The following is a 22,892-nucleotide window of genomic DNA, read 5'->3' as shown; positions in this document are numbered from 1 at the left end:
CTTTTGACTTCGTCGAATCTTCGATTTGTGGTTAGAAATATTAGTTCAAAGCTTTCTTGTAAGTCTCCAGAGCTCTTTCCCTCGCAAATTTATGCTCCACTATTCGGTTCTCCACAATGTCTTTTTCAAAATCAGGATTCCATTTTCGGATGTATTTCAAATCCTTGTCAAACTTTTTTGTCTGCTCATCCGGATTGAAAACTCGGAAATAAGGTGCGGCATCGCAACCGCAACCTGCCGCCCATTGCCAGTTTCCGTTGTTGGCTGAAAGGTCGTAGTCCAACAATTTCTTCGCAAAATAAGCCTCGCCCCAGCGCCAGTCAATCAAAAGATGTTTTGTGAGAAAACTTGCAGTGACCATTCGGATTCTGTTGTGCATTCTGCCGGTTTGGTTCAGTTGGCGCATTCCTGCATCTACAATGGGATAACCGGTTTCGCCGTTGCACCATTTTTCAAATTCGGCTTCGTTATTTCGCCATGGGATATTTTCGTATTTGTCTTTGAAGCAGTAATTCACCACTTTCGGAAAATGAAATAAGATTTGCATAAAGAATTCCCGCCAAATCAATTCATTTAGCCAGATTTCGTTGTGGTTCAAGGCAAATTTCACAGATTTCCGAACAGAGATTGTTCCGAACCTGAGTGCAATTCCCAAATTTGTTGTTCCGTTTTCGGCTGGAAAATCTCTGGTTTTGTCGTAATCATCGATTATTTTCGATTCCAATGTAGGTTCTTCAAAATCAAAATCTGTTTTCTCAAATCCGATTTCTTTTAAGCTCAATATTTTCTTCGAAGGTAAATTCAGAAATTGGGTTTTATCAATCCTAACCGATTTGTAATCGTCTTCGGTCAGAAGTTTTTTCCATTTGTTTGAGAAAGGCGTGTAAACTGTGTAAGGTTCGCCATTGTCTTTTGCAACTTCATTTTTCTCAAAAATTACCTGGTCTTTAAAATCAAGAAAATCGATATTTTTTGAATTAAGAAATTCCTTTATTTCCTCATCTCTTTTAATGGCAGATGGTTCATAATCCCGATTGCAATAGACAGATTTTACATTATAATCTTTTTGCAACTGTTGGAAAATTTCCAAAGATTTTCCGTAAAAAGTCACAAGATTACTTCCAGATTCATTCAGTTCAGTATTGATTTTTTCTATAGCCTGATGAATGTAATCAACTCGTCGGTCGTACTTATCTTCGAGACGATCAAGGATTTCTTTATCAAAAATAAAAACCGGAATGATTTTCTCGCCAGACTTCAAAGCTTCAGACAAACCTTTGTTGTCTTCAAGTCGAAGATCACGACGAAACCAGAATATTGAAACTTTTTGCATTAAATAATTATTAATTAATTAAGACTTTCAATGAATAAAAAACTGACAAGCAAAGAGAAAATTGTAGCAAGAAAAGTGGAAATAAAAACGGCCAAATTATCTCGCGTTTTGCGTGTGATTTTTTTTATAACCAAATAACAAACCACATAGGTCGGAATCAGGAAAAAGAAATTAAATGCTTGAAGGAAAGTGACAATCAAATAGAGAAACGAAATTCCGGCAAAAGTCCCAACAATTAAACCAATAAAACTCTTGTATAAAGTCTTTTTATCAACTTTATCATTTTCCTGAATGCTGTGAAAAATAATATATTTTTCTAAAATAAAATTGAACAACTCTTCGTTATTTAAAATTTCAGAAGAAATAGTCGGCTCGATTTCTTCAAAGAATTTTCCCTGATCCACCAACTTGCTGATTTCAAAAGCAATTCTTCCCTTTTCTTTAACGACAACTTTTTTGTGATTTGCCATGGCAAAGAATTTTTCATTATAAGCTCTTTCCGTAAGGATTTCCTGCATATCAGGGTTGATTTTGCCGGAATTATCCAGCAATTCATTGTATGCAATCATCAATTCTTGTTCGCTGAAATTCTTGTAGATATTCATTAATCCAAACTTCCCATATAGAACAATCCCAAACACTGTTGGTTTTCTTCAATGGTCAAAGCATCTTTCAGTTGCTCAACGATTTTTGGGGAACTCCAGTAGCAACCGATATTGTTTGCCGTGCAAGTCAAATACATATTTTGAACCGCCATAGAAACGGCCGAAATCTCCTCCCAATCCGGAACCAATCCACTGAAGTTGACAACAATTGAAACAACGACATCAGCTTTAGAAATTTTGAATCCAATATCATCATATTTCTTCTGAAGAAACTGAGCTTCCGCTGTTGAATTTTTATATATGTTTTGAAGTTCTAATCCCAATTTTTGTTTTTCCTCACCTTTGAAAGTCTTGAAACGCCAAGGTTTCGTGCGCTTGTGATTGGGCGCCAGAACGGCGTTGCTTAGGATTTCATCAAGAATATGTTGAGGGATTTCTTTGTAGGTGTAATCTTTTGGGAAGATGCTTCTGCGCTCTTCTATGATGTTTTTTAAAATTTTAGCGTTTTCCATATTCAAAGATACAAGAATCGAGGCAAAAGGACAAAGTGATAAGACTCACGCTGGAAAACTTCCATCATCCATCTTCCGACTTCCATCACTCTAAAACACCTCCACAATTTCCTGTCCGATTTTATTGAGGACAAAAGAATCGCCAGCTTGCATTCCCATCATTGTCTGTGCCATTGGACTTTCTGGCGAGATGGCGTAGAAGCGGTCGCCTTGGAAGAAAAATTCCCCCAAAGAAACGGAGATGTAAAAGCGCGCTTTGTTTGTGATGACAAGTGAACCAAGTTTAACTTTTTCTGAAGCAGAGTTCAGGACTTTTCGCATCTCTCTCTGCATATTTTTAAGCGAAACCATTTGCTTGTCCAAAAGATAAATTTCGTCCTGAATCTCTTCTCTGATAGAATCGTATTTTGAAGTTTTCTTGATGTCCCGGCTGGCTTCCAGAGAAAAATTAAGGTAAAACTCAAGTGTTTTCACTTTTCCCGAAATGCTGTCATTCACAAAATTGCGTAACTCAGTTTTATCGTAAACCGTCTTCTGCATAAATCCAATTTTGAATAAAGATAATAATTAATAAAATAAATAAAAAACCTCTCTAAAAATATTTAGAAAGGATATATTTCAAATGTGAAAATCACAAATTATTCCAAAAGATCCGGTCGTCTTTCTTTCGTGACTCTTACGGCTTCATCGTGCAACCAATCTTCGATAGCTGCAGAATTCCCACTCAATAAAATTTTGGGAACAGATAATCCTTTATAAGTTTCGGGTCTTGTGTAGATCGGTGGCGAAAGGAGATTGTCCTGGAAACTGTCTGTCAGTGCACTTTGTTCATCATTCAAAACGCCGGGTAAAAGTCGTATTACTGAATCTGCCAAGACACATGCCGCCAATTCTCCGCCAGTCAAAACATAATCGCCGATGGAAATTTCCTTTGTAATGTGAAGGTCACGAACTCTTTGATCAACGCCTTTGTAATGTCCGCAAAGGAAAATTAGATTTTCTTTGATAGAAAGTGTGTTGGCAATTCTTTGGTTCAAAGTTTCGCCTTCTGGTGTGAGATAGATGATCTCGTCGTAGTCTCTTTGGGATTTTAGTTCAGAAATACAGAGGTCCAAAGGCTCAACTGTCATGATCATTCCTGCACCGCCACCATACGGTTCGTCATCTACTTTGCGATGCTTATTATTGCTCCAGTCTCTTATATTGTGAAAATGCACTTCTGCCAGTCCTTTTTCCATTGCTCTTTTCAGGATGGACGTTTGGAACGGGCTTTCCATCAGTTCGGGAAGTACACTTATGATGTCTATTCGCATATTTATAAATGATGAATGATAAATGATAAGTGATGAATTGCAATCAATTATCATTTATCAACTACCGATTATATTACTGTTCTGTAGGGTTTTTCCTGGATGGTGCAATGATCAATCGGAGAGAAGAGTCTTTATTAATATAGCTCCACATCCAGTTGAAGAAAATCGCCAGTTTGTTTCTGACACTCAGAATCAGCATCAAATGTAAGAACATCCAGAAATACCAAGCAAGAAATCCCTGAAATTTAAATTTTGGAAGGTCTACAACTGCTCTGTGTTTTCCGATGGTTGCCATAGATCCACGGTCGATATATTCGTATTGTTCCCAGTCTTTTTCCGAATTTTTTTTAAAGTTTCTGGCTAGATTTTTCCCCTGATTAATAGCGACATTTGCTAATTGTGGGTGCGCTTGCGGATATTTTGGCGTTTCCATATAGGCAATGTCTCCGATGGCAAAAATATTGTCAAATCCTTTGACTTTGTTATATCTGTCAACGATGTAGCGGTTTCTTACGAGATTTTCTTTATTAAAATCATCAATGATATTTCCGGTAACACCCGCTGCCCAAATGACATTGTTAGTCGGGATTGAGTTCCCGCTTTGCATAAAAATAGTCTCGCCGTCATACTCCGTCACGCGTTCATTTTTCATAAAATTGACACCCAGCTGAACCAGATATTTTTCTGCTGCATCCTGAGATTCCTGACTCATAGCATCCAAAGGTTTGTCGCTGGAACTTATAAGGATGATATTAAGATCGGAAAAATTCATCCTTGGATAATCTCTTGGCAAGATGCTGGATTTCATTTCAGAAAATGCGCCCGCTAATTCCACACCTGTGGGTCCGCTTCCTACGATCACGAGATTCCAATTCCCATCGTCACTGGCTTTTCTTTCGATAATCATCTTTTCGAAAGTCATCAGGATGTGATTTCGGATCGTAATGGCTTCCTGTGTGTTTTTCATTCCCAAGGCCAGTTCCTGCATCTTTTGGTTTCCGAAGAAATTAGTTTTACAACCTGTTGCAATCACCAATTTATCATAAGTGAAAACACCATCTTCGCCAATCACTTTATTTTCGGATGGAATGATTTTTTTGATCTCAGTCATCCGGAACTGTATGTTTTTGGATCGCTGGAAAATTTTTCTGAAGGGGAATGAAATATTGGATGGCTCTATTCTGCCTGTTGCAACCTGATAAAATAAGGGCTGGAACATGTGATGGTTCATCTTATCAATAACCATGACTTTGTATTTTCCCTGGTTATTAAGATTCCGTGCAAGCTGCAAACCTGCGAAACCACCTCCGATGATGACAATCTTTTCCCTCATTGCGAATTTTTTATAAAATTAAGGTTTTTATTTTGCTTGAGAGTAAGCAAATATTATGCTTAATGATATGTAGAATTTATAATTATGTCACGGTCAAACAAAAAAAGAGTCCTAACAGAAAACTGACAGGACCCTAAAAACACAAATGATGAAAAATTAATTTTTATAGAAACCTCCAGCAATAATGCCCGCTGTAAAAGATTTTTGAAGTGCTCCTGTTAAAGAATAAATAGAAACCTTTGAAGCCTCCTGATAATCCTTAGCATCGGAAATAAAAATTTTGTTGTCTATGATTTCTAATGCGTATATCGTGGAGTAATCCGCAAAAGGAGCAATTGTAAATGCAGGAGCTGGCGTAGCAGTACTTGTAAGATCGGTAACATAAACATTGCCCTTAGAATTAAAAACAACTTTGTTATTATCGACACTTAGATTTTCTCCGTTTGCAATGCCCGCAAATTTGGTTTCTTTTGTGATGTCTCCTGCTGCACTGATTTGATACAGATATGTGTCTGTTCCATCTGGTGCCATTGTGTAAACAAAGTTATTAGCGGCAACAGTTTTGGTAATATTACCGTGTGGAAGTGTAATTGTTTTTTCTACAACATTTGTACTGTTGATCACAGAAATTTTGTTTCCAAAACCATAAGAAGCGTGCTGAACAAATACTTTATTACCAGCAGAAACGATTCTTTCTACAGTATCTGTAAAAGTGATTTTCTTCACAAAACTGTTGTTGGCAGAGTTATAAATCGAAACATATTGATCGCCCAGATAAGTACTGTTTGTAACGTAAAAACTGTTGTTTGCAAAAGTGATAAATCTTGGTTGTTTCACATTGTCTGTAATAGTAGCTGTTTTGCTGAATCTAAAACGATTCACCACCTCAATTTTATTAGAATTGTTAGCAATAATGTAAGCCTGATCTCCTGAGAATCCGATGTTGTTCACAACGTCTCCCAGAGCTGTGTTATTTACTTTTTTGTAGATGTCGTTTTCGATAGTAGAAATATCGGAAGGGATGAAAGAAACTTCGCCGCTTGGAGTTCCAAAATTTCCTTCATTTGCTACAAGAATCCCGCTGTAAGAAGTTTCCTGATTGTCGTAAATCTCATCGTCATTGTTACAAGATGCGACTACCAGAAGGACTGAAGCAAAAACTGCAGTCAAAAATTTGTTGAATTTCATAATATATTTATTTATTTATTGTTTTTTTATTGAATTATGGTTTCGCTGACGCGGTCATAATATATTTATTATTTTAATAATTTAATGTCAAACTTATTGCGTAATTACGTTTTGGCATAAAGTAATAGTTGACCGTTTCATAAATCTGATCTGTGATGTTGTTTGCTTTAAAACCAACCTGGATATTTTTTACTGGATTGATATTAATTCCGGCATTCAAAACCAAATAATCTTTCAGGAATTTATTTTCATTATTATCCGTAAATCGTTTGCTGTTGTACAAAGCCTGAAAAAATATCCCAATAATTTTGTATTGATAATTGGTGTTAAAATTAATCCGATGAAAAGGAACATAGCTCAACTGTTTCTTAGTTTCCTGATCGACAGATCTTGTGTAAGAATAACTGATCTGAGAATTTAATTTCTGATTTGTCCAGTTTTTAGTAAAGGATAAATCTGTTTCCAATCCGTAAAAATCAACTTTGTCCACATTTTTGGGCGACCATATTGATGGCGTTACAGGAACCCATTGTATCATATCCTTCATTTTGATATAATAAGGCGTGATTCCCAATTTGAAATTTCGATAGTTGAAATAATGCGACATCTCCGCCTGATAAGACGTTTCCGCTTTCAAATCCGGATTTCCGCCCGGCGTCCAATACAAATCATTGAAAGTTGGCGCTTTGAAGTTTCTCGAGATATTAATTGAAGTCTGATACCAATTATTAACCTTGTATTTTCCGCTTGCAGAGAACAAAAACGGACTTTCATAACCTTCCACAAAGTCATATTTTGCGCCCAATTCCCAATAGAACTTTTCCAGATTTCCGTTTCTGTAAAGCAAAGAAAGATTGACTTCATTTCTTTTAGGATTCTGAATTCCGGATTGATATCCTTCCGCCTGATTATACTGATATTCTGAAATTAAATTGAATGAAGATTTTTTTGAAACGAAATAATCAAGGTCATTTCGGAAGATGTATTGTTTCCCGGTTCCGCCACTGGATTTTGCTTGATTAATGTCTCCAAAATACTGAAAATTGTCTTCCAGATAAACCAGTTTCAAATCGTTTTTTATTTTGTTCGAATTCAATTCCCAGCCGGCTAAACTTCGCAAAGTCTGAACCTTATATTTGGTTCTGGTTTGATTTTCATCGAAAATAGGGTAGTGCTGATCGCTGTCGTAATGCTGACTTTGCCAGTAGAATTCGTTGTTTTTATTAATTCTGTAAGCTAATCCCAGGTTCAATCCAGTATTCTGGTATTCTCCATTTCTATTGATGAATTTCTTTTCGGAAACCTCATAGTCATTTTCACTTTGGGAATGGTTTGCAGAAAAACTGAAACTCAATTTCTCATTGCTGTATTTTGCTTTGATAAAAGAATTAATAGTCCCAAAAGAAGCATATTCCGAAAACAGTGTTCCATGAAATCCTTTATTAAAATCCAAAGTATTATTAAGGTGAATTGATCCTCCAATGGCTCCACTTCCGTAGATCACACTTCCTCCACCATATTTTATTCCGATGTTTTCGTAGCTCAGAAGATTCAGATTATTGATGTCACCTTGACCCAAAAAGATAGAATTCACATTGATTCCGTTCCAGACAAAAGCCGTTTTCGATGCGCCTGTTCCACGGAAAGATGGCGAAGAAGTGGCACCACGTCCGTTTTCCTTGATGTAAATATTACTTTGAAATCTGAGAAGATCTGATAACGAAGTAGAGTTTTCCAAAATCTGATCAGAACTAATCCGGGAAATTTTTGCAGTTTTCCCCACTTTATTGAATTGATTATCAATAAATACAGTATCTATCAAAGATTCCTGAGCGGAAAAATGATGCAAGATGGCGAGAGATAAAAATGTAAAAATACGTTTCATAATGACCTGCCTTTCCTCCGAAAGCATTTATTAAATTTTCTCTGGCAGGTCTCCTGACTTTCGCTGATTTTGCGCCTTCTCATCCGCTTTGGGCAGACAATGGCAAAGAATGCAAAATACTTTGTTGCGATTTACAGTTGCGGGGACAGTTGAAGATTTGCGCTTCATTCCCTTTTAATCCCGAGACATTCGGGAACCAAAGTGCGGCAAAGATAATGAAGTTTAATCAATATTTGAAAATATATCTTTAAAACAAAAATGTTCCAACTGTAGGCGTTTCTCTTTTTTTATAAAAATTTTCCAAAGGTTTTGGGAATGATTTCTCGTCCGCTTGCTTTTCATCTACAATCAAGTAATCATTTGCCAACGCAAAATCTCCCAATGCTTTTTTAGAATCCACTTCAATCGTGTTGATTTCTATCGTCATATTCTTATGCGTCAGTTTATGATTGATGATTTTCGAATTGATGATCAATTCTTCCCATTCTGCAGAAACGGAAGTCGGAAATTCGTACAGCTTTTTCCAGATGAAATCATTGCCTCTTTGTTTGATGAGAAACTGGTCTTTGAATTTGATGAAATAATATTTCAGACTCAGATCCGTGACTTTTGCTTTCTTGGTTTTCACAGGAAATTCTGATATTCTTCCGGTTTGATAAGCGATGCAATCATCATTTACAGGACATTCCCCACAAAGTGGATTTTTCGGTTTGCAGATTTCTGACCCAATGTCCATAATTGCCTGATTGAAATCGCCAGGTTTGTCTTCGGGCATTATTAATAAAGCCAAATCGGTGAAATATTGAAAAGCCTTGGAACTCGACATATCAAAACTATCCGCGAAAATCCGTGATAAAACACGATAGAAATTTCCATCAATCGCCGGAATCTTTTCATCAAAACAAATACTTGCGACTGCCGCAGCTGTATATTTCCCAACACCTTTCAGTTTTAGAATATCCTGATAATGAGTCGGAAATTTCCCATCAAATTCCTCGATGATTTGATGCGCCGCCTTGTGAAGATTGATAGCGCGGGAATAGTAGCCCAAGCCCTTCCAGTAAAGCAGAACTTCATCTTCCGAAGCCTTGTGAAGTTCCTCCACATCTGGGAATCTTTCTATGAATCTGAGGTAATGTCCGAGACCTTGTTTTACCTGAGTTTGCTGCAAAAGAATTTCGCAGATCCATATATAATAAGGATGCTGGTTTTCTCTCCACGGAAGTTGTCTGGCATTAGTATCATACCACTTTATTAGCTTTTTCCCAATGTGAAGAAAATCAGCATTTTGTTTGTTTGTTTTCAAAAATATATCTTATATTTGCACACCAAAAATATAAAGAAAATTATAAAATGACAAAGGCAGAATTGGTAAATACCATCTCGAACAAGCTGGGAGTAGAAAAGAATGATACACAGAAAGTTATAGAAGCATTCATGCAAGAAATCAGAACCTCTATGTATAATGGAGATAATGTTTACTTAAGAGGCTTTGGTTCTTTTATCATCAAAACAAGAGCAGCTAAGACAGGAAGAAACATTTCTAAGAACACAGCAATTGAAATCCCTGCTCACAATATTCCGGCTTTCAAACCGTCAAAAACTTTCGTAGAGAAAGTAAAAACTAAAGTTGCAGTTAAATAATCAATAGAATATAAACGTATAAAAATATAAATTATGCCAAGCGGAAAAAAAAGAAAGAGACATAAGGTTGCAACTCACAAAAGAAAGAAAAGAAGAAGAGCAAACAGACACAAGAAGAAATAATTTATTATTTTAACGTCTTACACATATAAATATAGTTGGTTCTATTGCCAACTATATTTTTGTTTTATATTTACAACCTAATTTAGTAAAAAAACCAGTTTATGAAGTTATGAAGAAAGAACTGATAATTTCCAATGAGGGAGACGCTTCAAAGATCGCATTGTTGGAAGATGGACGCCTTTTTGAACTTCACGAGCAGAAAACCAAATCCGATTTTGTAGTTGGAGACCTTTTTTTAGGGAAAATAAAAAAACTTGCTCCAAACTTAAATGCTGCTTTCGTAAGCATTGGGACAGACAAAGATGCGTTTCTGCATTACCAAGATTTGGGTCCTCAATTTCTCTCCTATCAGAAATTCCTGAAAAATATTCTTTCCAAAAAACAGCAGACGTCGAGTCTCAAAAATGCCGAGCATTCCAAGGATATCGACAAAATGGGGACTATTGATAAAATCCTGACTGCCGGAGATGTTGTACTGCTTCAAATCACAAAAGAACCAATTTCTACAAAAGGACCGCGGATTTCTACGCAAATCTCTCTCACAGGAAGATTTTTGGTCTTGATTCCATTCGATAATAAAATTTCGATTTCCAAAAAAGTAGCCGACGGTGCTGAAAAAGAACGTCTCAAAACTTTAATTGAAAGTATTCGTCCGGAAGGTTTTGGTGTCATCATCAGGACTGTGGCGGAAGGAAAAAAAGTGGCTGAACTTCATAATGATATGAATCAGCTCGTGAAAAAGTGGGAAACGACTTTCAAGAATATTCAGAAAAATAAAGTTCCGAGTAAAATCTTAAGTGAGGAGGATAAAGCTTCTTCAATTCTGAGAGACAACTTCAATCAGGATTTCGTAAGCATCATTTGTGATGACGAGAAAATGGTGGAAGATATGAAAGCTTACATCGAAGTCATTGCTCCTGAAAGAAAAAATATCGTTCAGTTCTACGATTCTCACATTCCGCTTTTGGAATATTACAATGTTGAGAAACAGTTGAAACAGAGTTTCGGGAAACATGTGAATATTCCTGCATCCAAAGGTGCATATCTCGTAATCGAGCATACAGAAGCACTTCACGTGGTAGATGTGAATTCCGGAAATAATATTTCCTCTTCTTCTACCAACAAAATGCACGCTTTGACAGTCAATAAAATGGCAGCCACAGAAATTGCAAGACAACTTCGTCTTCGTGATATGGGCGGGATTATCGTAGTGGATTTCATTGATATGGTAGATGCGGAACACAGAAAAGAATTGTACGAACATTTCCGTGACGAAATGAAGCGTGACAAGGCAAGACACAAAATATTACCGCCTTCCAAATTTGGTCTTATCCAGATGACAAGACAGCGTGTTCGCTCAGAAAATACCATCGAAACCAACGAAGAAAATCCAAACAAAGGCGGCGAAATCATTGCTCCAATTGTGATTATCGAAAAGATGGAAGATTCCATTAGAACGATTATGGCGACAGAGAAAGGAAAACTTTTCCTTCATGTGCATCCGTTTGTAGAAGCTTATCTGACCAAAGGTATCGCAAGCATTCAGAACAAATGGTTTCTGAAGTACAAAAAATGGGTAACAATCATTCCTAGAGATTCTTTCAAAATGCTGGAGTTCCATCTCTATAATTCAGAGAAAAAGGAATTGATCAGCTTTTCTAATTAATAAAAAAGTATAAACTTTGCTAGCAACGGCAAAGTTTTTTTTATTTTTTCCTTTAACTAATATTTAACGCCCATCTTCTGTTATTTAAATATTATTGTGATATTTTGGTCATACTTTTGATACTTTAAACTTAAATAAAAATATATGTCAGGAAAAATTTTATGGATCGATGATGAAGTAGATCTTCTCAAACCTCATATTGTCTTTTTGGAAAATAAAGGCTACAGTGTAACACCAGTAAACAACGTAAATGAGGCTTTGGAATTGATAGAAAAAGAAAGATTCGTGCTGACACTTCTTGACGAAAATATGCCTGGGATTTCTGGTCTGGAAGCTATTCCAATGATCAAAGAAAAAGATAATGCCATCAAGATTGTGATGGTTACCAAGAGTGAAGAAGAAAGCATAATGGAACAAGCGATTGGTTCACAAATTGAGGATTATATCCTGAAACCAGTCAATCCGAACCAGGTGCTTTTGTCACTTAAAAAAATATTGCAAAGCGAATCTCTTGTTGAACAAAAAACAATCGTTGATTATCAGCAGGAATTCAGAAACCTGAGTATGGAATTGTCATATCTCAGAACTTATCAGGATTGGGCAGAATATTACAAGAAAATTCTGAATTGGGAAGTGAAATTCGATAAGGTTTCGGATAATGAGTTTGCAGATCTGCTTCAGAATCAAAAAGAAGAAGCCAATATCCAATTCTCGAAATTTATAGAAAACAATTACGAGGACTGGCTTCACGGCAACGATAAACCGATGATGAGCCACACACTTTTCAAAGACAAAGTGAAACCGGAACTGGAGAAAGAGAAAGTACTTCTTCTAATGGTAGATAATTTGAGATATGACCAGTGGAAAGTGATAGAGCATCTCTTTACAAAGTTCTACAACAAAACCTCCGAGGATTATTATTTCAGTATTTTACCAACGGCGACACAATATGCACGTAATTCATTTTTCGCAGGATTAATGCCCTCAGAAATCGAAAAAAGATTTCCGAACAACTGGTTCAATGATAACGAAGAAGGCAACAAAAATGAGTTTGAAAGAGATTTCCTGGAAGACCAGATGAAACGTCTGGGATTATCAGGCAAATCAATGAAATACTTGAAAATCCTGAATTCAGATTTTGAAAGAAAGATTTTAGAAGATTTCAATCAGCATAAGAACAATGATCTATTGGTTATCGTTTATAATTTTATCGATATTTTGTCACACGCAAAAACTGATAATAATATTGTAAATCAATTGATTAGAGATGACAAAACATTCAGGTCACTCACTTACAACTGGTTCGAAAATTCTTCTTTGCTGAAAATTATCAAGGCCGCAGCAGAAAGTGGATTCAAATTGGTCATTACTACAGATCACGGCACAATTTATGTTAAAAAACCTAGTAAGGTTGTTGGCGACAGAGAAACGTCTACCAACATAAGATACAAAACAGGACGAAGTTTAACCTACGAAGATAAAGACGTTTGGGCGATCAATGATCCGGGCAAACTCTTTTTACCAAAAGGAAACCTGAGTTCAAAATATATATTTGCGAAGAACAATATTTTCCTAGCATACCCAAAAAACTATAATCACTTTGTGAATTATTACAAAGACACTTATCAGCACGGTGGGATTTCTCTCGAGGAGGTCATCATTCCGATAAGCATACTAGAACCCAAATAGTTTTTTCATAGTTTATTTGATTTGGGTTTACCGGGGCGGAAGAAGCGAATGCTTTTTCCGCCTTTTTATTTTCAGGAGCAGGAAGGTTGGTCATTCTTTTCACCATTCCAACCCGCTATCCACTATATCTTTTTTGCTTTAGAACGTTTTGTCATCCAAACAAAATTTCAGAAGAAAGCAAAAAAGGATGCCGTTGCTATCGGGGCTATGTTGAGGTTTGGTATTTCTTTTGACCATTCAATTCAAATTTCCGAACTTTGAAACTTCAGTGAAAATTATTTCCTAAAAATCATCGAAGTTTATCCTTAATCATAAAAAATTTTGAAAAGTAAAATTGAAACTATGAAAAATATCGACGCATTATTACGGGAACACAATCTGAACAGACAGGAAATAGAAGAATTACTCCAGCAGAATGAAAAAATAAATGCCATAAAACTGGTATTCGATAAAACAGGATTAGGTCTCAAAAGTTCCAAAGACCTCGTAGAAGCTATTCAAAACAAAGAAACACACTATACTGAAGGTAATTCTTTGGGCAACAGTAATGTGTCAGTCAAAACACTCAACAAAAATGGAAAACTTACTGTCAAATTAAAGTTGAATAATCAATCTGAAAAAGTTGTTTTCCCTTCCGATCTGGATTGGGCAGAAGTCAAAAAAGTAATGGGAGACAAGCCGGAACTTATAGCCTATGAAAAAGAATATTTAGAAGATCCTACTCAGTTTCAAAGTCAGAAAAATACACTTTTCATCGAGGAAAAAAGTTCAGGAAAATGGAAAGTCGTACTTTTGGCTGCAGTGTTAACCATCATTATTATTTATCTCATTTATTCCAATTCATAAACAATGAAAATCATTTCCTACAACGTCAACGGTATTCGCGCTGCATTTACAAAAGACTTTCTTGGCTGGCTCAATGTCGCAAGTCCGGATGTCATCTGCATTCAGGAGAGCAAAGCAGGAAATGACCAGATTGATATAGAAAGTCTGGAAAAAGCAGGCTACCACAGTTATTGGCATTCAGCTATTAAGAAAGGTTACAGCGGTGTTGGAATCGCTTCCAAAGTAAAACCAAATCATATAGAATCCGGCTGCGGAATCGAAAGCTATGACAACGAAGGCAGAATCATCCGCGCAGATTTCGATGGTTTTTCCGTGATTTCCGTTTATGTTCCGTCCGCATCAAATATCGAACGACTCGAATTCAAAATGCAATTCTGCTTCGACTTTTTAGAATACATCAGAGAACTCAGGAAAACCATCCCGAATCTCATTATTAGCGGCGATTTCAACATTTGTCACGAAGCGATTGATATTCATAATCCGATTGGTTTGGCAAATACTTCCGGATTTCTCCCGATGGAGCGAGAATGGATGACCAATTTTATGAGAGAAAATAGTTTGACAGACAGTTTCAGATATTTTAATGATCAGCCAGATCAGTATAGTTGGTGGAGTTACAGAGCGGGTTCACGAGCAAGAAACAAAGGCTGGCGTTTGGATTACAACTTCGTCTCCGAACCTTTGAAAGACAAAATGACAAGAGCTGTGATTCTTCCGGAAGTCAAACATTCCGATCATTGCCCTGTAATGTTGGAGCTTTCGATTTAATTAAAATTAATAATTAAATTTTCATCTGCATCTAATTATAAAATAGAAGTAATAATCTAATTGATGAAGGAATTAATTCTTCATTATTAATTCTTCATTATCCAATGCACGAACAATTCAATCTTATCATAGAAATCCTGGGAACCATTTCCTTCTCGATGTCGGGCAGTTTTGCAGCGATGCAAAAGCGTTTGGATCCATTTGGAGTTTTGATTATAGCGTTCGTCACATCGGTTGGCGGCGGAACAGTTCGGGATTTGTTATTAGACGTTCCGGTTTTCTGGATGACAGATATGCTGACTTGCGGATTGATTTTCATTACATGTCTTTTCTCAATGATCTTCAAATCGATTGAAAAAAACTTCAAAGTGACCCTTTTTATATTTGACAGTTTCGGATTGGGATTGTTTACGATTATCGGCGTTCAAAAAGGTCTTAATCATGATCTTCATCCGCTAATTTGTCTCACGTTAGGAACAATCACAGGTTGTTTCGGTGGCATTATCCGTGACATTCTACTCAACCGAATTCCATTAATTTTTAGAAAGGAAGTCTACGCAACAGCGTGCATTATTGGAGGTGGGATTTTCTTATTACTAACAAAATTTTCAAATCTTTCATATACGTTTGTTCAAATCTTTACCATCCTTCTGATCGTTACCATCCGAACTTTAGCTGTAAAATACCATTGGAGAATTCCAAAATTTTATGGTTACGAAAGTAATGGAGAAATGTAGATATTATATTTAATGGTCTGATTTGTTGTTTTTTATTTAATGAACTTGATAAAACTTCATATATTTGAAAAAAAATAAAATTAGATGAAAAAAATATTACTCAGTTCCATTGCACTGATTTTTTTGTCCTCACAATTTTCAGCGCAGGCTTTTAAACTTATTAATTCTGACAGCAAATCTGCAACTGTAGATTTTGAAATTTATAAATTAGAGAAAAATCTTAAATCTGTAGAAGGGAAAGATTATCATACATTTTCCAAGCAATATTCGGTTTTGATGTCAGAAAAAGGATTGCCTGCAATGCCTTATTTTTCAGAATCTATTCAGTTACCGGAGAAAGGAAATTACGATTACAAAATCGTCTATGACAGTTACGAAGACATCAATAATATAGACATCGTTCCATCAAAAGGGAATCTGAAAAGGAATGTAGATCCGGAAAATATTCCCTATTCGTTTGGTGAAGCATATAAAAAAGATGATTTCTTTCCCGGAAATTTGGTGAGATTTGGTTCGCCTCATATTCTTAGAAATACAAGAGGTGTTACGTTTTCACTTTATCCATATCAGTATAATCCGGTTCAGCATAAGCTGAGAATTTATAAAAATCTGAGAGTTGTTGTTGATTTCAATAATAAAAAAGGAATTAACGAACTTGCGGTAAAAAAGTCCGACAATACTTTTTTTAATGATATTTATTCCAAACATTATCTGAATTATATTTCTGATAATAAATATACGCCAGCTCCGGAGGTCGGAGAATTATTGATAATCACGTCTCCTGCTTTTGAAGATCAACTGAAACCTTTTGTGAGCTGGAAAAGAGAAAAAGGCATCAAAACTACAGTTGTAAGCACTACTACTACAGGAAAGACGGATGTTACTATCAAAAATTATATCAAAAATTTTTATCAGTCACATCCAAACTTAGTTTACATACTATTAGTTGGTGATTCCGGCGATGTTCCTGCACATACTTATGGAAATAATGGTGAACAGCTCTGGAGTGATTCTTATTATGGGCAACTTTCCGGTGAAACCGATTTTTATCCGGAAGCATTTGTAGGAAGATTTTCAGGAAACAGTATTGCGATCAAAACGATGACTGATAGAATCATGGAATATGAAAAAACACCTTTCGCAGGGAACTGGATGAAAAATGCCATAGGAATAGGTTCAAATGAAGGTAACGGATACGGTGACGATGGTGAAACGGATTATGTACATTTAAGAAAAATCAGAACTCAATTACAAGGTTTTGGCTATCAGACCGTTCACGAGTTTTATCAAGGTTCCCAAGGTGGAGATGATGCAACCGGAGAACCTACGCCAACAATGATCAATAATGCAATAAATTCGGGAACTGGTTTATTCAATTATACAGGTCATGGTGATCTTAATCTTATGGTTACCGGAAATTATACTTCCACTTATGTGAAACAGCTCAAGAATAACGGAATGTACCCGTTTGTGGTTTCTGTTGCTTGTAACAATGGGACATTTGTTGGCAAAACCTGTCTGGCAGAAGATCTTCTGTCTGCAACTTACAACAACTCTCCAGCTGGAGCTATTGCAAGCGTGGCATCTACGATCCTGATGGCTTGGGCAGAGCCAATGGAAACGCAGGATGAAATGACGAATATCCTTACAGAAATGTATGCGAATAATAAAAAAGAAACGATTGGAGGTCTGTTTTACAATTCACAGATAGGAATGTTGGAAGATTATAATGAGTCGTCTACTGCAAAAGAAGTCATGCAGACTTGGGTTCTTTTTGGTGATCCATCTACGGTTTTCAGGTACGATACGACAAAGACATTTGAAGTGCAGCATCCAATGCAGTTGGATCCAAGTGCTTCAATTCTTACAGTTACCTGCAATGAGCCTGACGCTGCCATTTCTGTAACTAAAACCAATGGTGATTTGGTAGGTTCATCTCTTAGCAAAAACGGTAGTGTTGTGATAGATCTTGGCGGGATGACAGACGGAGAATCATTGAAATTAACTGTGACAAAACAAAACTTTCAACCATATCAGTCCACGATTCTTCTAAAAACTTTGGGAGTGACTTCATTCAATAGATCTGGAGTGACTGTTTATCCAATTCCTGCAAAAGATGTTGTGAATATGGCTTGGAACAATTCAAAACCTTCCAAAGTAATGCTTTACGATGCTACAGGAAAACTGATGCAGACAGTCAATAATAATTCAGATAAGAAACTTCAAATTAATGTTTCGAAATATCCAAAAGGCGTTTATATCCTTAAATATGAGATCGATAACAAAGCTTATTCTGAAAAATTGATTGTTCAATAATCAATAAATATCAAACAAAAAAGGATCGAAAATAACTTCGATCCTTTTTATTTTTTAAGACATAGATATTAGAATTTTCCTCGGATTCTCATATTCGGGTTATGCATATGTTTTTGCATGGTCGGCATTTTCATCTGATCTTTGATCATCTTGATTTGATCTGTCATCATCCCTGCAGAATCCAGTTGTTTTGCTTCTTCCAAAAGTTTTTGCGCTTCGGATTTTCTGCCTTTAGCGAGAGCCGATGCCGCCAGATTCAATTTTGCCATCGCTCGGTCGTGTTTCATATTCAATCCGTAATCCAATGCTTTTCTCATCAATCCCTCAGTCTTTTGAGGATTTTCCTGAGCTGTTGTCAAAGCCTGAAGATAATGGAAATAACCGTACTGGCTTTTATGTAACTGAGATTTGTAATCTGTGATATTTGATAGAAACTTAGCGGCTTTTTCCATATTTTGTTTTCTAAGTTGCCAGAAAGCCAGAAGAATATTTTCGTTTTTGAAGAAAATAGCAATTGGAATCGCAGAAAGAATGACCAAAACTACGCCCCAGCCGATATTTCTGTTGAACATCAAATAAACGCCTAAAGCGATGATGATTGCTGCAACTACAAATTTTATGTATTTGTTCATATTTGAAATTTAGGTTGCAAAGATAATAATTAACGGATGAATTTCCGAATAGGAATTTTATTGATTTCAATTTTAAATTATAAAAAAATTATGGACTTAGTGTCGATTATATTAGTAATTTTAACTGTTGATAATTAAGGAGTTATAAACAAAAATCATTATTAATTAAAATTTTAATATTATGAAAACCTTTACCAAATCATTCGCAGCAATTATATTAATGTCAGGTATTTTCTGTTTCTCTCAGCAGAATGCCAATCCTTTAGCCAATACACAATGGAAAGGCGTTGCCAATATTCCGACACCAGCTGAAGTTGTATTTGACTTTAAAACTGATAACGTAGATTTAAGTTATCAGGGGAATGTTATCGAAAAAATGAAATACTCTTTTACAGACCAAGGCAGTTTGAAATTGATGAAAATCGAAGGCAATTCGCCGTGCGGAAATGATGTTGAAGGTTTGTACAAATATCAAATTGCTAATGACGTTCTGACGTTTACCATCGTGAATGACAAGTGCATGGAAAGACAAACGGCATTTGACGGGAATGGCTATAAAAAAGTTTTGCCTACAGTTGTAAAGTAATATCAGGAATTAAAAAATTCCCAAACCACTCTCGCTTTCACTTTTCCAAGGATTTCTTCCAGGGTTACGATATCTGCTTCTTTGATTCTTTTGACAGATTTCAGCTTTGTCAAGAGCATTTCTATGGATTTTGGACCAACGCCCGGGATTTGTTCCAGTTCAGATTTGATGGTCGAATTTGTTCTTCGCGTTCTGTGGTGTTTCACGCCAAAACGGTGCGCTTCGTCTCTCACACGTTGAAGGATTTTCAAAGTTTCCGCCTTCTTATCAATATATAAAGGAATCGAATCTTCAGGAAAATAGATTTCCTCAAGACGTTTTGCAATCCCGACAATCGTGATTTTTCCATAAAGTCCGAGTAGTTTCAGACTTTTCACAGCGGAAGACAATTGTCCTTTTCCACCATCAATCAAAATCAATTGTGGTAGAGGTTCACCTTCTTCCATCAATCTTCGGTAACGGCGATAGATGACTTCTTCCATCGTCTTGAAATCATCCGGACCAACCACAGTTTTAGGGTGAAAAATTCTGTAATCCGCCTTGCTCGGTTTCCCGTCTTTAAAAACCACACACGCAGAAACAGGATTTGTTCCCTGGATATTCGAGTTGTCAAAACCTTCGATGTGTCTTGGCTCGACTGGCATTCTCAGGAGTTTTTGCATCTCGGCCATTATTCTGTTGGTGTGTCTTTCCGGGTCGATGATCTGGACTTGCTTCAGTTTTTCAAGTCTGTATTCTTTTGCATTTTTCTCCGAAAGTTCCACGATTCTTTTTTTGTCACCGACTTTTGGGACAATCAATTTTACATTCGGAATTTCCAAGCCGAGATGAAAAGGAATCAAAATCTCTTTTGATGTAGAGTCGAATTTCTGACGAATCTCTACCAGAGCTTCCTCCAGCATATCTTCATCGGTTTCTTCTAAAACTTTCTTAATCTCAGTCGTAAAACTTTGAACGATAGAACCATTTCTGATTTTGAAATAATTCACATAAGCAGCCGTTTCATCACTTGTCATCCCGAAAACATCCACATCATCAATACTTGGATTCACGACGGTATGTTTTTCCTGATAATTTTCCAGAGACTCAATATTATTCTTAATCATCTGAGCCTTTTCAAACTCCAAATTCGAAGCAAAACGAAACATTCTTTCTTCCAGATATTTCTTGGCAAATCGGAAATCACCTTTTATGATGCCTCTTATCGCTTCTACTTTTTCATCATAATCTTCCTTAGATTCCAAATCTTCACAAGGTCCATTGCAATTTTTGATATGATATTCCAGACAAACTCTGTATTTTCCTTCAGCGATTTTTGATGGCGCCAGATTCAGATTACACGTTCGGATTTTATATAGATTCTTAATCGTATCAAGCAGCACTCGCGCTGGTTTTACTTTGGCGTAAGGTCCAAAATATTCTGAGCCGTCTTTAATTTTAGTTCGGGTCAAAAATATTCTCGGAAAATCTTCATTTTTGATGCAAATCCAAGGATAGGTTTTGTCATCCTTCAGCATCACATTGTAGAATGGCTGATGCGCTTTTATCAAATTGTTTTCCAGTAAAAGTGCGTCGTATTCGCTATTTACAACGGTTGTCTCCAGCCTGTGAATCTTCGAAACCATGATTCTGGTTCTGTAACCGTTCTGGTTTTTATTGAAGTAGGAAAGAACCCTTTTGTTAAGATGTTTTGCCTTTCCTACATACAGCAGATTGTCGTTTTTATCATAATAACGATAAACGCCGGGTTCCGATGGAAGTGTTTTGAGCTGAAGTTCTAAGTCGGGATTCACAGGACAAATTTAAGCAATGATATTGATTCTTGAGAAATGTTGAAGCTATATTTCTTTGGTGAAATAATCTTCTGCATCTTCAGAAATTGGAAGATAAATTCTTTCCCATCCATTGGAATCCAGCATTTCCCAGCTGTGTCCTTCGCCAGTTGTGTCTTCTGCAAGGAGAATAATTCCAGGTTCAATCATAAAAGTAGAACCGTCACTTACTTTGAATTTAATTTTCCCTTTGATTGTAATCACGAACTGTTTACGTGGAGCTGGATGTTTGCTTTTCTCCCATTCTTCGGTCTTGTTGCTGAGCCAGAAAGTGGTCGTATTCATTGGTTTTAACGTAGGGATAGTTCCTCTTTCAAAACTGCAAAGTCCGTTGTCTGTACTGAATAATCTTATGGCTGGAATTGATTCTGTTCCCTCGTGTGGATTATTTGTTCCTTCAGTAACCTGTTCTTTTTCCTGCATAAATATGTTGTAGGTTTTAAAAATACGAATTAAAATGGTTAATATTAATTGTTCTTTCAAAACAAAATTATTTCTATAATCTCTTTGAGAACTTGGAATTATTGCTGCCAATTTTAATTTCCAAATTATCGATTAATTTGTACCTTGCCTTTACGAAACCGAAATATTATGAACGAGATAATCTGTCCGAATTGTAAAAAAGCTTTTAAAGTGGACGAAGCGGGATTTGCAGAGATTCTGAAACAAGTTCGCAATCATCAATTTGAAGAAGAACTACAAGAGCGATTAAGAATTGCAGAACGAGAAAAAAACAATGAGATTGAACTTAATAAAGAAAAATTCAAAAATTATCTGCAAGAGCAACTTTCCAAAAAAGATGCTGAAATCTTACAGTTAAAATCGGTGAGTGAACTGGAGATGACAGGAAAAGTTTCGGAAAAAGAAAAAGAAATTCTGGAGCTCAAAGCAAAAATTGAAAAAGCCGAAACTGAAAAAAAACTGGCTATTTCAGAAGCTGTTCAGAAAGTTGAAAATGAGAAAAACAGCATCGAAAACGAAAAAAATGAGCTTAGGAATAAATTGAAAAATAAAGATTTGGAAAAAGAACTTTCAGAAAAATCTTTAAAAGAACAGTTTGACGAAAAGCTCAAATCAAAAGATATCATCATCAAGTACAAGGATGAGGAAATCGACCGAGTGAAAGAGATGAAAGCCAGACTTTCCACGAAAATGCTTGGCGAGACTCTGGAGCAACATTGTGAAATCGAGTTTAATAAACTGCGTGCAACAGCGTTTCAGAATGTTTATTTTGAGAAAGATAATGATTCAAGGTCCGGAAGTAAAGGCGATTTTGTCTATCGTGAAGTAGATGATTCTGGCAATGAGATCATCTCGATAATGTTTGAAATGAAAAACGAAGCTGATCAAACGGCAACCAAAAAACGAAATGAAGATTTCTTCCGGGAACTGGACAAAGACAGAAGTGAAAAGAAATGCGAATATGCGGTGATGGTTTCACTATTAGAAGCTGAAAATGAATTTTATAATACGGGTATTGTGGATGTTTCGCACCGTTTCTCTAAGATGTATGTAGTTAGGCCACAATTTTTTATACCAATTATTACGCTTCTTAGAAATGCGGCGATGAACTCATTACAGTATAAAAAAGAACTTGCTATGGTGAGAAATCAGAATATTGACATCACCAATTTTGAAGAAAAAATCGATATTTTTAAACAAGGATTTGCGAAGAATTATGAATTGGCAAGCCGGCAATTTAAAACCGCAGTGGAGGAAATTGATAAAACCATAACTCATCTTCAAAAGACGAAGGACGCGTTGCTCTCATCTGTTAACAATCTGCGTCTGGCCAATAATAAGGCAGAAGATTTGACCATTAAAAAACTGACTTATGGAAATCCTACAATGAAAGCAAAGTTTGATGATTTAAATAAATAATTT

At 36.2% G+C, this 22,892-nt stretch carries 21 protein-coding genes and 1 riboswitch; of the genes, 9 read left to right on the top strand and 12 right to left on the bottom strand.

The window, feature by feature from the left end; all coding sequences use genetic code 11:
- Nucleotides 1-40: 40 nt before the first annotated feature.
- The 9 genes from OPU68_RS12565 to mutY all read right to left on the bottom strand — a co-directional run bounded on the left by OPU68_RS12565 (nt 41) and on the right by mutY (nt 9,475).
- A complete protein-coding gene (locus tag OPU68_RS12565) occupies nt 41-1,333 on the bottom strand; it encodes a cryptochrome/photolyase family protein (RefSeq protein ID WP_498474334.1) in 1,293 nt (430 codons plus the stop codon).
- Nucleotides 1,334-1,347: 14 nt separating this feature from the next.
- Nucleotides 1,348-1,938 carry a hypothetical protein gene (locus OPU68_RS12560; RefSeq protein ID WP_498474333.1) on the bottom strand — a complete coding sequence of 197 codons (591 nt, stop codon included), beginning with the start codon at nt 1,936-1,938 and terminating at the stop codon, nt 1,348-1,350.
- The gene (locus OPU68_RS12555) at nt 1,938-2,450 is read right to left on the bottom strand and encodes a nitroreductase family protein (protein WP_498474332.1); all 513 of its coding nucleotides are present in this window, start codon (nt 2,448-2,450) and stop codon (nt 1,938-1,940) included. The genes OPU68_RS12560 and OPU68_RS12555 overlap by 1 nt, the downstream gene beginning before the upstream one ends.
- Nucleotides 2,451-2,540: 90 nt before the next feature.
- Nucleotides 2,541-2,990: a hypothetical protein gene (locus tag OPU68_RS12550; RefSeq protein ID WP_498474331.1), complete on the bottom strand. Its 450-nt coding sequence runs from the start codon at nt 2,988-2,990 to the stop codon at nt 2,541-2,543.
- A 98-nt stretch (nt 2,991-3,088) separates the two neighbouring features.
- A complete protein-coding gene (gene trmD / locus OPU68_RS12545; protein WP_498474330.1) occupies nt 3,089-3,763 on the bottom strand; it encodes a tRNA (guanosine(37)-N1)-methyltransferase TrmD in 675 nt (224 codons plus the stop codon).
- A gap of 73 nt (nt 3,764-3,836) precedes the next feature.
- Nucleotides 3,837-5,096 carry an NAD(P)/FAD-dependent oxidoreductase gene (locus OPU68_RS12540; protein ID WP_498474329.1) on the bottom strand — a complete coding sequence of 420 codons (1,260 nt, stop codon included), beginning with the start codon at nt 5,094-5,096 and terminating at the stop codon, nt 3,837-3,839.
- A 156-nt stretch (nt 5,097-5,252) separates the two neighbouring features.
- Complete coding sequence (locus OPU68_RS12535; RefSeq protein WP_498474328.1) at nt 5,253-6,284, bottom strand: YncE family protein; 1,032 nt, start codon at nt 6,282-6,284, stop codon at nt 5,253-5,255.
- A 73-nt stretch (nt 6,285-6,357) separates the two neighbouring features.
- Nucleotides 6,358-8,169: a TonB-dependent receptor plug domain-containing protein gene (locus tag OPU68_RS12530; RefSeq protein ID WP_498474327.1), complete on the bottom strand. Its 1,812-nt coding sequence runs from the start codon at nt 8,167-8,169 to the stop codon at nt 6,358-6,360.
- 26 nt (nt 8,170-8,195) lie between these two features.
- Nucleotides 8,196-8,385, bottom strand: a riboswitch (cobalamin riboswitch).
- 31 nt (nt 8,386-8,416) lie between these two features.
- A complete protein-coding gene (gene mutY / locus OPU68_RS12525) occupies nt 8,417-9,475 on the bottom strand; it encodes an A/G-specific adenine glycosylase (protein ID WP_498474325.1) in 1,059 nt (352 codons plus the stop codon).
- A gap of 47 nt (nt 9,476-9,522) precedes the next feature.
- Between mutY and OPU68_RS12520 the strand changes: the two genes are divergently transcribed.
- From OPU68_RS12520 to OPU68_RS12490, 7 genes are all read left to right on the top strand, one after another.
- Nucleotides 9,523-9,813 (top strand): HU family DNA-binding protein, encoded by a 291-nt coding sequence (locus OPU68_RS12520; protein WP_027383593.1) that lies wholly within the window; start codon nt 9,523-9,525, stop codon nt 9,811-9,813.
- 232 nt (nt 9,814-10,045) lie between these two features.
- Nucleotides 10,046-11,602, top strand: coding sequence for an Rne/Rng family ribonuclease (locus OPU68_RS12515; RefSeq protein WP_498474324.1), 1,557 nt, complete (start codon nt 10,046-10,048; stop codon nt 11,600-11,602).
- A 144-nt stretch (nt 11,603-11,746) separates the two neighbouring features.
- Nucleotides 11,747-13,291 (top strand): T9SS response regulator signal transducer PorX, encoded by a 1,545-nt coding sequence (gene porX, locus OPU68_RS12510; RefSeq protein ID WP_498474323.1) that lies wholly within the window; start codon nt 11,747-11,749, stop codon nt 13,289-13,291.
- 342 nt (nt 13,292-13,633) lie between these two features.
- Nucleotides 13,634-14,137 (top strand): hypothetical protein, encoded by a 504-nt coding sequence (locus tag OPU68_RS12505; protein WP_498474322.1) that lies wholly within the window; start codon nt 13,634-13,636, stop codon nt 14,135-14,137.
- Between the two features lie 3 nt (nt 14,138-14,140).
- Nucleotides 14,141-14,905, top strand: a complete 765-nt coding sequence (locus tag OPU68_RS12500; RefSeq protein WP_498474321.1) for an exodeoxyribonuclease III — start codon at nt 14,141-14,143, stop codon at nt 14,903-14,905.
- Between the two features lie 104 nt (nt 14,906-15,009).
- Entirely contained in the window at nt 15,010-15,642 is a 633-nt protein-coding gene (locus OPU68_RS12495; protein ID WP_498474320.1) for a trimeric intracellular cation channel family protein, read from the top strand.
- Nucleotides 15,643-15,726: 84 nt separating this feature from the next.
- Nucleotides 15,727-17,958, top strand: a complete 2,232-nt coding sequence (locus OPU68_RS12490; protein WP_498474319.1) for a C25 family cysteine peptidase — start codon at nt 15,727-15,729, stop codon at nt 17,956-17,958.
- Between the two features lie 68 nt (nt 17,959-18,026).
- Here OPU68_RS12490 and OPU68_RS12485 read toward each other — a convergent pair whose 3' ends face one another.
- Nucleotides 18,027-18,590 (bottom strand): DUF2892 domain-containing protein, encoded by a 564-nt coding sequence (locus OPU68_RS12485; RefSeq protein WP_498474317.1) that lies wholly within the window; start codon nt 18,588-18,590, stop codon nt 18,027-18,029.
- Nucleotides 18,591-18,771: 181 nt separating this feature from the next.
- Here OPU68_RS12485 and OPU68_RS12480 point away from each other — a divergent pair, with 181 nt between their 5' ends.
- Complete coding sequence (locus OPU68_RS12480) at nt 18,772-19,176, top strand: hypothetical protein (protein WP_498474316.1); 405 nt, start codon at nt 18,772-18,774, stop codon at nt 19,174-19,176.
- Between the two features lie 2 nt (nt 19,177-19,178).
- Here the strand turns inward: OPU68_RS12480 and uvrC are convergent, their stop codons facing one another.
- The gene (gene uvrC, locus OPU68_RS12475; RefSeq protein WP_498474315.1) at nt 19,179-20,969 is read right to left on the bottom strand and encodes an excinuclease ABC subunit UvrC; all 1,791 of its coding nucleotides are present in this window, start codon (nt 20,967-20,969) and stop codon (nt 19,179-19,181) included.
- 45 nt (nt 20,970-21,014) lie between these two features.
- A complete protein-coding gene (locus tag OPU68_RS12470) occupies nt 21,015-21,431 on the bottom strand; it encodes a cupin domain-containing protein (protein ID WP_498474314.1) in 417 nt (138 codons plus the stop codon).
- A 168-nt stretch (nt 21,432-21,599) separates the two neighbouring features.
- Between OPU68_RS12470 and OPU68_RS12465 the strand changes: the two genes are divergently transcribed.
- A complete protein-coding gene (locus OPU68_RS12465) occupies nt 21,600-22,889 on the top strand; it encodes a DUF2130 domain-containing protein (RefSeq protein WP_498474313.1) in 1,290 nt (429 codons plus the stop codon).
- Nucleotides 22,890-22,892: the final 3 nt, after the last annotated feature.

The sequence above is a fragment of the Chryseobacterium sp. TB1-D10 genome (genome assembly GCF_059803555.1).
The sequence above is the reverse complement of the archived record's forward strand: the minus strand, read 5'-3'. Positions and strand labels throughout refer to the sequence as shown.

Excerpts from the sequence above, each read along its gene's own strand:
- OPU68_RS12505 (WP_498474322.1), top strand. The coding sequence starts at position 13,634 with ATGAAAAATATCGACGCATTATTACGGGAACACAATCTGAACAGACAG.
- OPU68_RS12555 (WP_498474332.1), bottom strand. The coding sequence starts at position 2,450 with ATGGAAAACGCTAAAATTTTAAAAAACATCATAGAAGAGCGCAGAAGC.
- OPU68_RS12530 (WP_498474327.1), bottom strand. The coding sequence starts at position 8,169 with ATGAAACGTATTTTTACATTTTTATCTCTCGCCATCTTGCATCATTTT.
- OPU68_RS12535 (WP_498474328.1), bottom strand. The coding sequence starts at position 6,284 with ATGAAATTCAACAAATTTTTGACTGCAGTTTTTGCTTCAGTCCTTCTG.
- OPU68_RS12550 (WP_498474331.1), bottom strand. The coding sequence starts at position 2,990 with ATGCAGAAGACGGTTTACGATAAAACTGAGTTACGCAATTTTGTGAAT.
- porX (WP_498474323.1), top strand. The coding sequence starts at position 11,747 with ATGTCAGGAAAAATTTTATGGATCGATGATGAAGTAGATCTTCTCAAA.
- OPU68_RS12560 (WP_498474333.1), bottom strand. The coding sequence starts at position 1,938 with ATGAATATCTACAAGAATTTCAGCGAACAAGAATTGATGATTGCATAC.
- trmD (WP_498474330.1), bottom strand. The coding sequence starts at position 3,763 with ATGCGAATAGACATCATAAGTGTACTTCCCGAACTGATGGAAAGCCCG.
- OPU68_RS12565 (WP_498474334.1), bottom strand. The coding sequence starts at position 1,333 with ATGCAAAAAGTTTCAATATTCTGGTTTCGTCGTGATCTTCGACTTGAA.
- OPU68_RS12520 (WP_027383593.1), top strand. The coding sequence starts at position 9,523 with ATGACAAAGGCAGAATTGGTAAATACCATCTCGAACAAGCTGGGAGTA.
- OPU68_RS12515 (WP_498474324.1), top strand. The coding sequence starts at position 10,046 with ATGAAGAAAGAACTGATAATTTCCAATGAGGGAGACGCTTCAAAGATC.
- OPU68_RS12500 (WP_498474321.1), top strand. The coding sequence starts at position 14,141 with ATGAAAATCATTTCCTACAACGTCAACGGTATTCGCGCTGCATTTACA.
- OPU68_RS12495 (WP_498474320.1), top strand. The coding sequence starts at position 15,010 with ATGCACGAACAATTCAATCTTATCATAGAAATCCTGGGAACCATTTCC.
- OPU68_RS12540 (WP_498474329.1), bottom strand. The coding sequence starts at position 5,096 with ATGAGGGAAAAGATTGTCATCATCGGAGGTGGTTTCGCAGGTTTGCAG.
- OPU68_RS12465 (WP_498474313.1), top strand. The coding sequence starts at position 21,600 with ATGAACGAGATAATCTGTCCGAATTGTAAAAAAGCTTTTAAAGTGGAC.
- OPU68_RS12485 (WP_498474317.1), bottom strand. The coding sequence starts at position 18,590 with ATGAACAAATACATAAAATTTGTAGTTGCAGCAATCATCATCGCTTTA.
- OPU68_RS12490 (WP_498474319.1), top strand. The coding sequence starts at position 15,727 with ATGAAAAAAATATTACTCAGTTCCATTGCACTGATTTTTTTGTCCTCA.
- OPU68_RS12480 (WP_498474316.1), top strand. The coding sequence starts at position 18,772 with ATGAAAACCTTTACCAAATCATTCGCAGCAATTATATTAATGTCAGGT.
- OPU68_RS12470 (WP_498474314.1), bottom strand. The coding sequence starts at position 21,431 with ATGCAGGAAAAAGAACAGGTTACTGAAGGAACAAATAATCCACACGAG.